The sequence below is a fragment of the Shimwellia blattae DSM 4481 = NBRC 105725 genome (genome assembly GCF_000262305.1).
GTDB lineage: Bacteria > Pseudomonadota > Gammaproteobacteria > Enterobacterales > Enterobacteriaceae > Shimwellia > Shimwellia blattae.
Genome location: NC_017910.1, coordinates 2,451,926 through 2,466,340, shown reverse-complemented (window position 1 = coordinate 2,466,340; position 14,415 = coordinate 2,451,926). Strand labels below are relative to the sequence as shown.

Here is a 14,415-nt window from a genome sequence, read left to right as displayed (position 1 = left end):
AGGTCCATGGCCGTACAACAGAATAAACCCACTCGTTCCAAACGCGGTATGCGTCGTTCTCATGACGCGCTGACTGCAGTAACCAGCCTGTCTGTAGACAAGACTTCTGGTGAATCTCATCTGCGTCACCACATTACTGCTGACGGTTTCTACCGCGGCCGTAAAGTTATCGCTAAGTAATCGCGCTGCTGCGTGATTGCGCTTAGTGTTTTGTCCCCGGCTTGCCGGGGATAATGCATCACGAGGCGATACTTTGACACGTCTAACCCTTGCGTTAGATGCCATGGGTGGGGACTTCGGACCCTCCGTGACGGTGCCTGCGGCATTGCAGGCGCTGGATTTTGATTCCCAGCTAAGTCTTCTGCTTGTCGGCGATCCCGACGTCATCACACCATTACTTGCCAGAGCTGATTTTGAACAACGTTCGCGGTTGCAGATTGTGCCTGCCCAGTCAGTTATTGCAAGTGATGCCCGGCCGTCTTTCGCCATTCGTAACAGCCGCGGTACATCGATGCGGATTGCGCTGGAGCTGGTAAAAGAGGGGCGTGCGCAGGCCTGTGTGAGCGCCGGTAATACCGGGGCGCTAATGGGGCTGGCAAAGCTATTATTAAAGCCGATTGACGGTATTGAACGTCCGGCGCTGGTGACGGTGTTGCCCCATCAGCAGAAAGGAAAAACGGTGGTCCTCGACCTGGGCGCTAACGTGAAGTGCGATAGCGTTATGCTGGCGCAGTTCGCCATTATGGGGGCGGTGCTGGCGGAAGAGGTGGTCGGTATTGCGCACCCGCGCGTAGCGCTGCTCAATATCGGTGAGGAAGAGACCAAAGGGCTGGATAGCATTCGTGATGCAGCCGCATTGCTTAAAACAATGCCTTCGGTAAATTACATCGGTTATCTTGAGGCCAATGAATTACTGACCGGAAAGACGGATGTTCTGGTGTGTGACGGGTTTGTGGGAAACGTTACGCTGAAAACGATGGAAGGTGTTGTCAGAATGTTCCTCTCGCTTCTGAAATCTCAGGGGGAGGGGAAAAAAAGGGCCTGGTGGCTGGTTTTACTGACGCGTTGGCTACAAAAGCGGCTGATGCGGCGATTCGGTCACCTCAACCCCGACCAGTATAATGGCGCCTGTCTGTTAGGATTGCGCGGCACGGTGGTAAAGAGCCACGGTGCTGCAAACCAGCGAGCTTTTGCAGTCGCGATTGAACAGGCAGTGCAGGCAGTGCGACGGCAAGTTCCAGTCAGGATAGCTGCGCGTCTGGAATCTGTATTACCCAGGAGTGACTGAGCGTACATGTATACAAAGATTATTGGTACGGGCAGCTATCTGCCCGAGATGGTGCGGACAAACGCCGATCTGGAAAAAATGGTAGAGACCACCGATGAGTGGATCGTTACCCGCACGGGGATCCGCGAACGGCGGATTGCCGGCCCGCAGGATAACGTCTCGACCATGGGGTATCAGGCGGCACTGCGCGCGCTGGATATGGCCGGAGTGGATAAATCATCCATCGGCCTGATTATTGTCGCTACAACCTCAGCCACCCATGCTTTCCCCAGCGCGGCCTGCCAGATCCAGTCTATGCTGGAGATCTCCGGCTGCCCGGCGTTTGATATCGCCGCCGCCTGTGCGGGCTTTACCTATGCGCTGAGCGTGGCCGATCAGTACATTAAATCCGGGGCGGTAAGCCACGCGCTGGTGATCGGTTCTGATGCGCTGTCCCGGACACTGGATCCGCAAGATCGCGGCACTATCATCCTGTTTGGCGACGGGGCCGGGGCTGTGGTGCTGGGGGCGTCTGAAGAGCCAGGCATTATCTCTACCCACCTGCATGCAGATGGCCGCTACGGCGGGCTGCTGACGCTGCCAAACAAAGACCGGGTTAACCCGGAAAACTCCACCTACCTGACGATGGCGGGTAATGAAGTCTTTAAAGTGGCGGTGACGGAGCTGGCACACATTGTTGATGAGACCCTGAACGCGAACCATCTGGATCGCAGTGCGCTGGACTGGCTGGTCCCGCATCAGGCGAATTTACGTATTATCAGCGCCACCGCGAAAAAACTGGGTATGCCGATGGATAAAGTGGTAGTGACCCTTGACCGTCACGGTAATACCTCGGCGGCGTCCGTGCCTGCGGCACTGGATGAAGCCGTGCGCGATGGCCGCATTCAGCGCGGCCAGCTGATTCTGCTGGAGGCCTTTGGTGGTGGATTCACCTGGGGCTCTGCGCTGGTTCGTTTTTGATTAACAGAGACTAGAACATGACGCAATTTGCATTTGTTTTTCCGGGACAGGGTTCCCAGACTGTGGGAATGCTGGCGGAACTCGCAGCAGAAAACCCGGTAGTGGAAGCCACTTTCCGTGAAGCATCTGACGCGCTGGGTTACGATCTGTGGGCGCTGTCTCAGCAGGGGCCGGCAGAAGAACTGAACAAAACCTGGCACACCCAGCCAGCACTGCTGGCGGCCTCTGTGGCTATCTGGCGGGTATGGCAGCAGCGTGGCGGTAAAACACCGGCCATGATGGCAGGCCACAGCCTGGGTGAATACTCTGCGCTGGTGTGCGCAGGGGTGATTGATTTCGCTGACGCGGTGCGTCTGGTGGAACTGCGCGGCAAGTTTATGCAGGACGCCGTACCGGCAGGTACTGGCGCCATGTACGCGATTATCGGCCTGGATGATGCGGCCATCGCGAAAGCCTGTGAAGAGGCTGCACAAGGGCAGGTGGTGTCCCCGGTAAACTTTAACTCACCAGGCCAGGTGGTTATCGCCGGGAACAAGGAAGCCGTAGAACGTGCTGGTGCTGCCTGTAAAGCCGCGGGTGCTAAGCGTGCACTGCCGCTGCCGGTCAGCGTGCCGTCTCACTGTGCGCTGATGAAGCCTGCCGCAGAGAAACTGGCCGCAGAGCTGCAAAAAATCACCTTCAACGCGCCGCAAATTCCGGTGGTGAATAACGTTGATGTGAAATGCGAGACCACCCCGGAGGCTATCCGCGACGCACTGGTGCGCCAGCTGTACAGCCCGGTTCAGTGGACCAGATGTGTTGAATTTATGGCTGAGCAGGGCATTGCCCGTCTGCTGGAAGCAGGCCCGGGTAAGGTGCTGACTGGCCTGACCAAACGTATTGTCGACACCATGACAGCCACGGCGATTAACGAACCGTCCAGCCTGTCTGCGGCGCTTGAACAATAAAAAGAGGAAGACCATGAACTTCGAAGGAAAAGTAGCCCTGGTGACCGGCGCAAGCCGCGGTATCGGGCGCGCGATTGCCGAGACCCTGGCAGCCCGCGGTGCAAAAGTTATCGGTACTGCCACCAGTGAAAAAGGCGCGCAGGCGATAAGCGAGTATCTGGGTGCGCACGGTAAGGGTCTGATGCTGAATGTGACTGAACCTGCATCTATTGAATCGGTTCTGGAAAATATTCGCGCGGAGTTTGGTGAAGTTGATATTCTGGTAAATAATGCCGGTATCACTCGCGATAATCTGCTGATGCGCATGAAAGACGATGAGTGGAACGACATTCTGGAAACTAACCTGTCATCGGTTTTCCGTCTGTCAAAAGCAGTAATGCGAGCTATGATGAAAAAGCGTCATGGCCGGATTATCACCATTGGTTCCGTGGTCGGTACCATGGGGAATGCTGGTCAGGCAAACTACGCTGCGGCGAAAGCGGGTCTGATTGGTTTCAGTAAGTCTCTGGCGCGCGAAGTTGCGTCCCGTGGGATTACTGTAAACGTTGTTGCTCCGGGTTTTATTGAAACGGACATGACGCGTGCGCTGTCTGATGATCAGCGTGCGGGTATTCTGGCGCAGGTTCCTGCGGGTCGCCTCGGTGGCGCTCAGGAAATCGCCAATGCGGTTGCATTCTTAGCTTCTGACGAGGCAGGTTACATCACTGGTGAAACTCTGCACGTTAACGGCGGAATGTATATGGTCTGATCACGAACTCTTTCGGACTCCGGCCAGGCGGATATCGCGGGATGACTAATTGGCTGTCTTCGGGCAGAAAGTAAACATATTGGTCATTCTTCACGGTTCTGGCGGGCTTTTATTGGGTTTCGGAAGAATTTTATTTGCGTTATCGGGGCGATTGGTCTCAAAATAGCGTAAAATCGTGGTAAGAACTGCCGGGTTTTAGTTGCAACTTTATCAACATTTTATACACTACGAAAACCATCGCGAAAGCGAGTTTTGATAGGAAATTTAAGAGTATGAGCACTATCGAAGAACGCGTTAAGAAAATCATTGGCGAACAGCTGGGCGTTAAGCAGGAAGAAGTTACCAACAATGCTTCCTTCGTTGAAGATCTGGGCGCTGATTCTCTTGACACCGTTGAGCTGGTAATGGCTCTGGAAGAAGAGTTTGATACTGAGATTCCGGACGAAGAAGCTGAGAAAATCACCACCGTTCAGGCGGCCATTGATTACATCAACGGCCACCAGGCGTAAGTGAACATCTCCAGGCGGTCATTCGACCGCCTGAGTTTTTTCTTTAATTTGCCCCACTAGTGTCTATTTTTCCCTCCCTGGAGGACAAACGTGTCTAAGCGTCGTGTAGTTGTGACCGGACTGGGCATGTTGTCTCCTGTCGGCAATACCGTAGAGTCCAACTGGAAAACTCTCCTTGCCGGTCAGAGTGGCATCAGCCTGATCGACCATTTCGATACTAGCGCCTTTGCAACGAAATTTGCTGGCTTAGTAAAGGATTTTAACTGTGATGACATCATCTCGCGCAAAGAACAGCGCAAGATGGATGCCTTCATTCAATATGGAATTGTCGCTGGCGTACAGGCCATGCAGGATTCTGGCCTGGAAGTAACTGAAGAAAACGCACATCGTATTGGTGCTGCAATTGGTTCCGGCATTGGTGGCCTGGGGCTGATTGAAGAGAACCACGGCGCGCTGGTAAGAGGCGGCCCGCGTAAAATCAGTCCTTTCTTCGTTCCGTCTACTATCGTAAATATGGTGGCCGGCCATCTGACTATCATGTTTGGTCTGCGTGGTCCGAGCATTTCCATCGCCACAGCCTGTACCTCCGGTGTGCATAACATCGGTCACGCTGCGCGTATCATCGCCTATGGTGATGCGGATGCCATGGTGGCAGGTGGTGCAGAAAAAGCCAGTACCGAGCTGGGGGTTGGCGGCTTTGGCGCTGCCCGTGCGCTCTCTACCCGTAATGATAACCCGCAGGCCGCAAGCCGCCCGTGGGATCAGGATCGCGACGGTTTTGTACTGGGTGACGGCGCCGGTATTCTGGTGCTGGAAGAGTATGAGCACGCCAAAAAACGCGGTGCGAAAATTTATGCTGAGGTGGTTGGCTTCGGGATGAGCAGTGACGCCTACCACATGACGCTGCCGCCGGAAGACGGTAAAGGCGCTGCGCTGGCGATGAGCAACGCGCTGCGTGATGCCGGTATCGAACCGGGGCAGGTGGGTTATGTCAACGCGCACGGAACATCGACCCCGGCTGGCGACAAAGCCGAAGCCCAGGCCGTGAAATCCGTGTTTGGCGATGTGGCAAGCCGCGTGCTGGTCAGCTCAACCAAGTCAATGACCGGGCACCTGCTGGGCGCTGCGGGCGCAGTAGAGTCTATCTACTCTATTCTGGCCCTGCGCGACCAGGCTGTTCCGCCGACCATTAACCTGGATAACCCGTCTGAAGGCTGCGATCTGGACTTTGTTCCCCATGAAGCACGCCAGGTCTCCGGGATGGAATACACCCTGTGTAACTCCTTTGGTTTCGGTGGTACTAACGGTTCTCTGATCTTCAAAAAGGTCTGATTTCCGCGCTTTATAAGGCCCGCAATGCGGGCCTTTTCTGTTTTTATCTCCCCTCTGTTCCCGGACGCTGAGTTCCGTCATACTTACCGGGCCCGATTTACCCTTGCGGTTTCCCGACAGGAGTCTCTATGTACCTGATAAACGGTGAGTGGCAGGCGTCTGTTCCCGCCAGTGACCGGGGCCTGCAGTTTGGCGATGGCTGTTTCACCACGGCCCGGATCCTCAACGGACAAGTGCGCTTTGCTGAGCACCACCTGGCCCGCCTGCAGCGCGACTGCCAGCGCCTGGGGATCCCGGCACCGGCCCGGGAAATACTGCATACCGAAATGCAACAGCTGGCACAGCAGCACGACGCAGGCACCCTGAAGGTGATGATTACCCGGGGGAGCGGCGGGCGCGGCTACAGCCCCCGGGGCTGCGATACACCACGGCGGATCTTGTCGGTTTCCGGCGTTCCGCCCCAGTACGGGCAATGGCGCCAGGACGGGATCGAACTGGTATTAAGCCCGGTGCGCCTCGGGTGCAGCCCGGCCCTTGCCGGGGTAAAGCATCTTAACCGTCTGGAACAGGTGCTGATCCGCTCGCATCTTGAGCAGCTACAGGCCCCGGAGGCGCTGGTTCTTGACAGTGACGGTATGCTGGTGGAATGCTGTGCGGCTAATTTATTCTGGCGTAAGCAGGGCGTGGTATATACCCCGAACCTTGAGCGGGCCGGGGTGGAGGGCACCATGCGCCGGCATATTCTGGCCTGCCTTGCTGCCGCCCGCTGGCCGGTTTCTGAGGTCCGTGAACCGCCCGCAGCGCTGACCGGGGCAGACGAGGTGGTGATCTGCAATGCGCTAATGCCGATTATTCCGGTAAAACGGATCGGCCAGCGCCAGTATACTGACCGGCAACTGTTTGATTTTCTGGCCCCGCTTTGTGAGTAAGAGTATTTAATGAAAAAGATGTTTTATGTCCTGCTGCTGATTCTGGTGCTGCTGGGTCTGGCCGCTGGCGCCGGGATGTGGAAAGTGCACCGGCTGGCCGCAAGCCGGCTGCCCATTAGCGGGGAGACGATATTTACCCTGAAACCGGGCACCGGGCGGCTGGCGCTGGGTGAACAGCTCTACGCAGACAAGCTCATTAACCGCCCCCGGGTATTTCAGTGGCTGCTGAAGCTGGAACCGACCCTGTCGCACTTTAAGGCCGGTACCTACCGCTTAACACCGGGGATGACCCTGCGCGACATGCTGGCGCTGCTGGCCAGCGGTAAAGAGGCCCAGTTTCCGCTACGCCTGGTGGAGGGGATGCGGGTCAGCGACTGGCTGGCCCAGCTGCGCAACGCGCCCTACATCAAACACACCCTCAAAGATGACAGCTACCCGACACTGGCCAAAGCCCTGGGGCTCTCTGATACGGATAAGATAGAAGGCTGGTTCTACCCGGATACCTGGCTGTATACAGCAAATACTACCGACGTGGCGCTGATGAAGCGCGCCCGCCAGCGGATGGTGAAAGAGATCGATAGGGTATGGAAAGGGCGTATGGACGGCCTGCCCTATAAGAGCCCGGATCAACTGGTCACGATGGCGTCCATCATTGAAAAAGAGACCGCCGTTGCCAGCGAGCGGGATCTGGTCTCCTCGGTGTTTATTAACCGCCTGCGGACCGGCATGCGCCTGCAAACGGACCCGACGGTTATCTACGGCATGGGGGAGCACTACAAGGGCAATATCACCCGCAAAGATCTGGAAACGGCCACCCCGTATAACACCTACATGATTGACGGCCTGCCGCCGGGGGCGATTGCGGTTCCCGGCCCGGCCTCGCTGAAAGCCGCGGCACACCCGGCGAAAAGCAACTGGCTTTACTTTGTAGCGGACGGCAAAGGGGGACACAAGTTCAGCACCAACCTGAACGACCATAACCGGGCTGTCCGCAGCTACATTCAGGTTCTTAAGGACAAAAATGCGCAGTAAATTTATCGTCATTGAAGGGCTGGAAGGCTCCGGAAAAACCAGCGCCCGCAGCCTGGTGATTGAGACCCTACGCGGGCTGGGCGTTACCGACATTGTTGAGACCCGGGAGCCGGGCGGCACTGCGCTGGCGGAAAAGCTGCGCAGCCTGATTCTGGATCTTAAAGCCACCGGTGATGAGGTGATTACCGCCAAAGCCGAAGTGCTGATGTTCTATGCCGCCCGTACACAACTGGTGGAGACGGTGATTAAACCGGCTCTGGCCCGTGGTGCCTGGGTGGTGGGCGATCGCCATGATTTATCCACCCAGGCCTACCAGGGCGGTGGCCGCCAGATTGACCCGCAGATGCTCAGCACCCTGCGCGACACGGTACTGGGGGATTTTGCCCCGGATCTGACCCTGTATCTGGATGTCACCCCGGAAGTGGGGCTGACGCGCGCCCGGGCCCGGGGGGCACTTGATCGTATCGAGCAGGAGTCGCTGGACTTCTTTAACCGCACCCGCGCCCGTTATCAGGCGCTGGCCGCAGCCGACTCGCGCATCCGGACCATTGACGCAACCCAGCCGCTGGAACAGGTAGGCCAGCAGATCCGCACCTTGCTGATTAACTGGGTGCAGGAGCAAGCCTGATGCGCTGGTATCCGTGGCTGCGCCCGGCATTTGAGCAACTGATAAGCCAGTACCAGTCCGGGCGGGCGCACCATGCGCTGCTGGTTCACGCGCTGCCCGGCATGGGGGACGACGCGCTGATCTACGCCATTTGCCGCTGGCTGATGTGCGAGCACCCGGACGGCCACAAAAGCTGTGGTCACTGCCGGGGCTGCCAGCTGATGCAGGCCGGCACCCACCCGGACTACCACCTGGTGGTGCCGGAAAAGGGCAAATCGGCTATCGGCATCGATCCGGTGCGCCAGGTGACAGAAAAGCTCTATAGCCGATCCGGGCGGGGCGGGGCGCGTATTGTCTGGATCCCTGATGCGGAAAAACTTACCGAGCCTGCGGCGAACGCGCTGCTGAAAACCCTTGAAGAGCCGCCGGAGAACTGCTGGTTTTTCCTCGGCTGTCGGGAGCCCGCCCGCCTGCTGATTACCCTGCGCAGCCGCTGCCTGTCCTGGCACCTGGCCCCGCCGGATGAGCCCTACGCCCTGGCCTGGCTGGGGCGGGAGACTCACCTGGAGCCCTGGCCGCTGCAAACCGCACTGCGGCTGAGTATGGGGGCCCCCGGGGCGGCGCTGGCGTTACTTCAGCCGGAGAACTGGAAGCGGCGCAGCGCCGTTTGTGCCCGGCTGGAAGAGGCGCTACAGCACCGGGATCTGCTGTTGCTGACCAGTGTTCTGAACGACGAGCATGTGGTGGAGTCGCTCCACTGGATCAGTACCTTATTGCTGGACGCCCTCAAGGTTCAGCGCGGTGCCGCCAGTTGGCTGGCGAATGCAGACGCCCGGGGGCTGGTAGAGCAGCTATGCTCAATGATGTCTGCCGCCGTTTTGCAGGCGGTGTTGCATCACCTGTTCCAGTGCCGGGAACAGTTACGTGATGTTCCCGGCCTTAACCGGGAGCTGATGCTGACGGAGCTGCTATTACGCTGGGAACAGTGGATGCGCCCCGGGGCCATGCTCCCTGCTGATTATCTTTAAAGAGCTATTATGTTTTTAGTTGATTCCCACTGCCATCTGGACGGGCTGGATTATCAGTCGGTCCATAAAAATGTTGATGATGTGCTGGCCAAAGCGGCCGCCCGCGATGTGAAATTTTGCCTGGCGGTGGCCACGACACTGCCGGGATACCGGGCGATGCGTAAACTGGTGGGGGAGCGGGACAATGTCGCGTTCTCCTGCGGGGTACACCCGTTAAACCAGGATGAACCCTACCACACAGACGAGTTACTGCGCCTGGCCGCAGAGCCGGGAGTGGTGGCGCTGGGGGAGACCGGGCTTGATTATTTTTATACCCCGGAAACCAAAGCGCAGCAGCAGCGCTCTTTTCGTGACCATATCCGCGTGGGGCGCGAGCTGAACAAGCCGGTGATTGTGCATACCCGGGATGCCCGGGCCGATACGCTGGCTATCCTTAAAGAAGAGGGCGTGACAGACTGCGGCGGGGTACTACACTGTTTCACGGAGGATCGTGAGACGGCGGGCAAATTGCTGGATCTGGGTTTTATGATTTCCTTCTCCGGGATTGTGACGTTCCGCAATGCAGAGCAGCTGCGCGATGCGGCCCGCTATGTTCCGCTGGACAGGATGCTGATAGAGACCGACTCCCCTTATCTGGCCCCGGTGCCGCACCGCGGTAAAGAAAACCAGCCCGCGATGGTACGCGATGTGGCGGAATATCTGGCGGTGCTGAAGGGCGTCTCGCTGGAGACCCTGGCACAGGCCACCACACGAAACTTCTCATTGCTGTTTAAGATCAACGGGTTGGAATAATCCGATTCCTGGCAGCAGGATTTTTTTTTGGCTCGTAATTAATCCCCGGTGCGCGTAAAGTCTGGCACCGGGATCGGTGTCTGTTGGCCCGTATTTTCAGGGTTTTATATAAAAGATGTGAACCCCTTCGCTTTTTTAAGTTACTGACTTATGAAACGTGATGGGGGTCAAGTAAAATCCGGATGAATTATTTTAGTCTTCGTAATAAATAAAAGGCACTTAGATGCCTGACACAGGGCCCGCCTCCCCGGGGCCCGACAATAAAGCACAAATACTCAGGAGCACTTTCAATTATGTTTAAGAACGCATTTGCTAACCTGCAGAAGGTCGGTAAATCGCTGATGTTGCCCGTATCTGTACTGCCCATTGCAGGTATTCTGCTTGGTGTCGGTTCAGCAAACTTCAGCTGGTTACCCGAAGTTGTCTCTCATGTGATGGCCGAAGCAGGCGGTTCCGTTTTTGCCAATATGCCGCTGATTTTCGCCATCGGTGTGGCGCTGGGCTTTACCAATAACGACGGGGTTTCGGCTCTGGCGGCCGTTGTTGCCTACGGGATCATGGTGAAAACCATGGCAGTGGTCGCACCTCTGGTGCTGCATCTTCCGGCAGAAGAGATTGCCGCAAAACACCTGGCGGATACCGGGGTGCTTGGCGGGATCATCTCTGGTGCCATTGCGGCCTATATGTTCAACCGCTTTTACCGTATTAAGCTGCCGGAGTATCTGGGCTTCTTTGCCGGTAAGCGCTTTGTTCCGATTATTTCCGGTCTGGCGGCTATCTTCACCGGGGTTATTCTCTCCTTTATCTGGCCGCCGGTAGGCTCCGCTATTCAGACCTTCTCCCAGTGGGCGGCTTATCAGAACCCGGTGGTCGCGTTTGGTATTTATGGCTTTATCGAGCGCTGCCTGGTGCCCTTTGGTCTGCACCATATCTGGAACGTACCTTTCCAGATGCAGATTGGTGAATTCACCAACGCCGCAGGCCAGGTGTTCCACGGCGATATTCCGCGCTACATGGCCGGTGACCCGACGGCAGGTAAACTGTCTGGTGGCTTCCTGTTCAAAATGTACGGTCTGCCTGCTGCCGCGATTGCTATCTGGCACTCAGCGAAGCCGGAAAACCGCGCCAAAGTGGGCGGTATCATGATCTCCGCGGCGCTGACCTCGTTCCTGACCGGTATTACCGAGCCTATCGAATTCTCTTTCATGTTCGTGGCGCCGATCCTGTATATCATTCACGCCATTCTGGCGGGTCTGGCATTCCCTATCTGTATTCTGCTGGGTATGCGTGACGGGACCAGCTTCTCACACGGGCTGATTGACTTCATCGTGCTGAGCGGTAACAGCAGCAAGCTGTGGCTGTTCCCGATTGTTGGTATCTGCTACGCGCTGGTGTACTACACCGTATTCCGGGTGCTGATTAAGGCACTGGATCTGAAAACGCCGGGCCGTGAAGAGACCACTGAAAGCAGCAAAGCCACTGCGACCAGTGAAATGGCACCGGCTCTGGTGGCGGCCTTCGGCGGTAAAGAGAACATCACCAACCTTGATGCCTGTATCACCCGTCTGCGCGTAAGCGTTGCGGATGTCGCCAAAGTTGACCAGCCCGGGCTGAAGAAACTGGGCGCTGCCGGGGTTGTGGTAGCAGGCTCTGGTGTTCAGGCTATCTTCGGGACCAAATCCGATAACCTGAAAACCGAAATGGACGAATATATCCGCAATCACTGACGGATATTCCGGGGAGTACCAGAAGGAGGCTACGGCCTCCTTTTTTTCGTTTCTGATACCGGTAAGTGCCCTGCGGGTGCTGGCAGATTTGTCGCGCTGCGCGACAGTGATATACTCAAACTTCAACATATTACCTGCCGGGCGGTGTAGCGCTCAGTGAGTTGCTGCTCACCGGTTCGCGCAGCCAGGGTCCGCTGTACCCTGTTCGATTTAGCTGAAGGAAACTGCCATGGCCGAAGAAACGATTTTCAGTAAGATTATTCGTCGTGAAATCCCGTCGGATATTGTCTATCAGGATGAGCTGGTAACGGCGTTTCGCGATATTTCTCCCCAGGCGCCAACGCACATTCTGATTATTCCTAATATCCTTATCCCTACTGTTAATGATACAACCCCGGAGCACGAACTGGCGCTGGGACGCATGATGACGGTGGCAGCGAAAATCGCCCGCGAAGAGGGGATCGCTGAAGACGGATATCGCCTGGTGGTAAACTGCAATCGTCACGGCGGGCAGGAGGTATACCACATCCACATGCATCTGCTGGGTGGTCGCCCACTGGGGCCGCTGCTGGCACCACAGGGACGATAACATGCGAACGGGGCTTATTGCTGTGCTGCTCAGTGTTCTGGGAATGGCCGGTTGTCAGTCCCGGCCGGAAATACCGGTAAATCACCAGCAAACCCTGGTGATGGAGGCCTCCGTGCTGGCTGGTGGGATCACAGCCAGTGCGCCGGAGGTTAACCACACCGGTGCGCAACACGTGGCAACGTCTGAACTCTACAATGAAACAAACCAGCCGATAACCGTTAATTATCGGTTTTACTGGTATGACAATACCGGGCTTGAAATACACCCGCTGGAAAAAACAGCGTCTGTTGTCGTGGCGGCACACGCCAGTGCCAGGATCACGACGCTGACAACGGCCGCGGGTGCTTCTAAGGTGCGACTTTATCTTTATCTCTGAGGGGTAAAAATTAATGAGAGGAATCTCTCGCTATCTGCTGCCTGTAGTGGTGGCGATAATCATGACCGGCTGTACGATGCGGGGCCAGTCACCGGCGCCTGTTGATCAGGCACAGACAAAGCCTGAACAGCCGCAACAACCGCAGCAGCCACAGCAACCCAAGCCGCCCAAGCCGCCCAAACCGCCGGTGGTTACCGCACCATCAGGGGTGGTGGTTCCTGCCCAGCCAGGGCCGATTGTTGAAGAGCACGGCACGCCGGGGCGTCATCACTCGTCGTCCTCTTCGGGCTCATCAGCGCCAGCGCCCCGCGTGCGGCACTATGACTGGGGCAGCGCGGCTGTGCCAATGGTCAGCCAGATGCTGCAGTCTGCCGGGGTCAGTAACGGCAGCGTGCTGCTGGTTGACAGCGTCAATAACCGCACCAACGGCAGCCTGAAAACCAGCGACGCCACCAGTGCGTTGCGCAGTGCGCTGACCAATAACGGCAAATTTACGCTGGTCTCGTCGCAGCAGCTGTCGACGGCTAAGCAGGCGCTGGGTCTTTCGGCCAATGACAGCCTTGGCTCCCGCTCCAAAGCGATGGGGATCGCCCGTAAAGTCGGGGCGCAGTATGTGCTGTACTCTAACGCGACGGGGAATGTGAATGCCCCTCAGTTACAAATGCAGCTGATGACGGTACAAAGCGGTGAAATTGTCTGGTCAGGGAAAGGTGCGGTACAGCAAACCCACTGACCGGCAGTTAACCCATCTGCTGACTCAGATCTTACCGGCGGCTCAGGCCGCCGGTGCTGTATCCGGCCCGGGCGGGCTGGGTAGCGGTGCGCTGCGTATTGAGACGCGCGCGGGTGCTCTTGCTGCGCGCCCGGCGCTCTGGCCCGGGCTGCCAGGCGTTTACCTGCGCCGCCAGCAGCGGGCATTGTGCCGGGCCGGGGAGGGTATCGGCCCCCGGGTGCTGGGCTGCACGGCGCAGTGGCTGGTTTGTGAATGGCTCGAAGGAGACGTTAAACCGGCTATCGGTGAGGGGGATATTGCACCGCTGGCGGCTGTTTTACAGCGCCTGCACCAGCGGCCCCTGTTTGGCTGGCGGGTGCCGGTGTTGTGGCTGGTGAACTATTACTGGCAGGCAGCGGATCCGGCCCGGCGCTCCCCCGGCTGGCTGCGGGTGCTTAAACGGCTGACACAGCGGCGTGAGCCGCGCCCGTTGCGCCTGGCCCCCCTGCATATGGATATCCATAGCGGTAATATTGTCTGGCAGCCTGCGGGGCTGCGCCTGATCGACTGGGAATATGCCGGTGACGGGGATATCGCGCTGGAGCTGGCGGCCGCAGGGGTGGAGAGCGAGCACCAGCGGCAGTTACTGATTGCGGAATATGCCCGGTTGTCCGGTATAGACCGCCAGCGCCTGGCCTGCCAGGTGGATCGCTGGCGCCCCTGGACCGGGCTTCTGGCCGCATCCTGGTATGAACAACGCTGGCAGCAAACCGGCGATACGGAATTTATCGCGCTGGCGGAGACCCAATGGTCTGCTCTGCGGCGCTGGCTTAATTAAG

The 14,415-nt window shown here is 57.6% G+C and carries 17 protein-coding genes; all 17 read left to right on the top strand.

The window, feature by feature from the left end:
- The first annotated feature begins 6 nt into the window (after window positions 1–6).
- Window positions 7–180 carry a 50S ribosomal protein L32 gene (gene rpmF / locus EBL_RS19980; protein ID WP_002440227.1) on the top strand — a complete coding sequence of 58 codons (174 nt, stop codon included), beginning with the start codon at window positions 7–9 and terminating at the stop codon, window positions 178–180.
- Window positions 181–253: 73 nt separating this feature from the next.
- Window positions 254–1,288: a phosphate acyltransferase PlsX gene (plsX, locus tag EBL_RS11645; protein WP_002440229.1), complete on the top strand. Its 1,035-nt coding sequence runs from the start codon at window positions 254–256 to the stop codon at window positions 1,286–1,288.
- A 6-nt stretch (window positions 1,289–1,294) separates the two neighbouring features.
- Window positions 1,295–2,248, top strand: a complete 954-nt coding sequence (locus EBL_RS11640; protein ID WP_002440230.1) for a beta-ketoacyl-ACP synthase III — start codon at window positions 1,295–1,297, stop codon at window positions 2,246–2,248.
- 17 nt (window positions 2,249–2,265) lie between these two features.
- Complete coding sequence (fabD, locus tag EBL_RS11635; RefSeq protein ID WP_002440232.1) at window positions 2,266–3,195, top strand: ACP S-malonyltransferase; 930 nt, start codon at window positions 2,266–2,268, stop codon at window positions 3,193–3,195.
- A 13-nt stretch (window positions 3,196–3,208) separates the two neighbouring features.
- The gene (fabG, locus tag EBL_RS11630) at window positions 3,209–3,943 is read left to right on the top strand and encodes a 3-oxoacyl-ACP reductase FabG (RefSeq protein ID WP_002440233.1); all 735 of its coding nucleotides are present in this window, start codon (window positions 3,209–3,211) and stop codon (window positions 3,941–3,943) included.
- A 272-nt stretch (window positions 3,944–4,215) separates the two neighbouring features.
- Window positions 4,216–4,452 carry an acyl carrier protein gene (acpP, locus tag EBL_RS11625; protein WP_000103754.1) on the top strand — a complete coding sequence of 79 codons (237 nt, stop codon included), beginning with the start codon at window positions 4,216–4,218 and terminating at the stop codon, window positions 4,450–4,452.
- Window positions 4,453–4,542: 90 nt separating this feature from the next.
- Window positions 4,543–5,784, top strand: a complete 1,242-nt coding sequence (gene fabF, locus EBL_RS11620; RefSeq protein ID WP_002440234.1) for a beta-ketoacyl-ACP synthase II — start codon at window positions 4,543–4,545, stop codon at window positions 5,782–5,784.
- Window positions 5,785–5,912: 128 nt separating this feature from the next.
- The gene (gene pabC, locus EBL_RS11615; RefSeq protein WP_002440236.1) at window positions 5,913–6,713 is read left to right on the top strand and encodes an aminodeoxychorismate lyase; all 801 of its coding nucleotides are present in this window, start codon (window positions 5,913–5,915) and stop codon (window positions 6,711–6,713) included.
- A 9-nt stretch (window positions 6,714–6,722) separates the two neighbouring features.
- Window positions 6,723–7,745 (top strand): cell division protein YceG, encoded by a 1,023-nt coding sequence (gene yceG, locus EBL_RS11610; protein WP_002440237.1) that lies wholly within the window; start codon window positions 6,723–6,725, stop codon window positions 7,743–7,745.
- Complete coding sequence (gene tmk / locus EBL_RS11605; RefSeq protein WP_002440238.1) at window positions 7,735–8,373, top strand: dTMP kinase; 639 nt, start codon at window positions 7,735–7,737, stop codon at window positions 8,371–8,373. The genes yceG and tmk overlap by 11 nt, the downstream gene beginning before the upstream one ends.
- Window positions 8,373–9,380 carry a DNA polymerase III subunit delta' gene (holB, locus tag EBL_RS11600; protein ID WP_002440240.1) on the top strand — a complete coding sequence of 336 codons (1,008 nt, stop codon included), beginning with the start codon at window positions 8,373–8,375 and terminating at the stop codon, window positions 9,378–9,380. Before tmk ends, holB begins: the two co-directional genes overlap by 1 nt.
- Before the next feature lie 9 nt (window positions 9,381–9,389).
- The gene (locus EBL_RS11595) at window positions 9,390–10,172 is read left to right on the top strand and encodes a metal-dependent hydrolase (RefSeq protein ID WP_002440241.1); all 783 of its coding nucleotides are present in this window, start codon (window positions 9,390–9,392) and stop codon (window positions 10,170–10,172) included.
- A 293-nt stretch (window positions 10,173–10,465) separates the two neighbouring features.
- Window positions 10,466–11,899 (top strand): PTS glucose transporter subunit IIBC, encoded by a 1,434-nt coding sequence (ptsG, locus tag EBL_RS11590; RefSeq protein ID WP_002440242.1) that lies wholly within the window; start codon window positions 10,466–10,468, stop codon window positions 11,897–11,899.
- A gap of 229 nt (window positions 11,900–12,128) precedes the next feature.
- Complete coding sequence (hinT, locus tag EBL_RS11585) at window positions 12,129–12,488, top strand: purine nucleoside phosphoramidase (protein ID WP_002440243.1); 360 nt, start codon at window positions 12,129–12,131, stop codon at window positions 12,486–12,488.
- 1 nt (window position 12,489) lies between these two features.
- On the top strand, window positions 12,490–12,864 hold the full coding sequence (locus EBL_RS11580) for a YcfL family putative periplasmic lipoprotein (RefSeq protein ID WP_002440245.1): 375 nt from the start codon (window positions 12,490–12,492) through the stop codon (window positions 12,862–12,864).
- A 13-nt stretch (window positions 12,865–12,877) separates the two neighbouring features.
- A complete protein-coding gene (gene lpoB, locus EBL_RS11575; protein WP_002440247.1) occupies window positions 12,878–13,597 on the top strand; it encodes a penicillin-binding protein activator LpoB in 720 nt (239 codons plus the stop codon).
- The gene (gene thiK / locus EBL_RS11570; protein ID WP_014716079.1) at window positions 13,575–14,414 is read left to right on the top strand and encodes a thiamine kinase; all 840 of its coding nucleotides are present in this window, start codon (window positions 13,575–13,577) and stop codon (window positions 14,412–14,414) included. The genes lpoB and thiK overlap by 23 nt, the downstream gene beginning before the upstream one ends.
- Window position 14,415 lies beyond the last annotated feature (1 nt).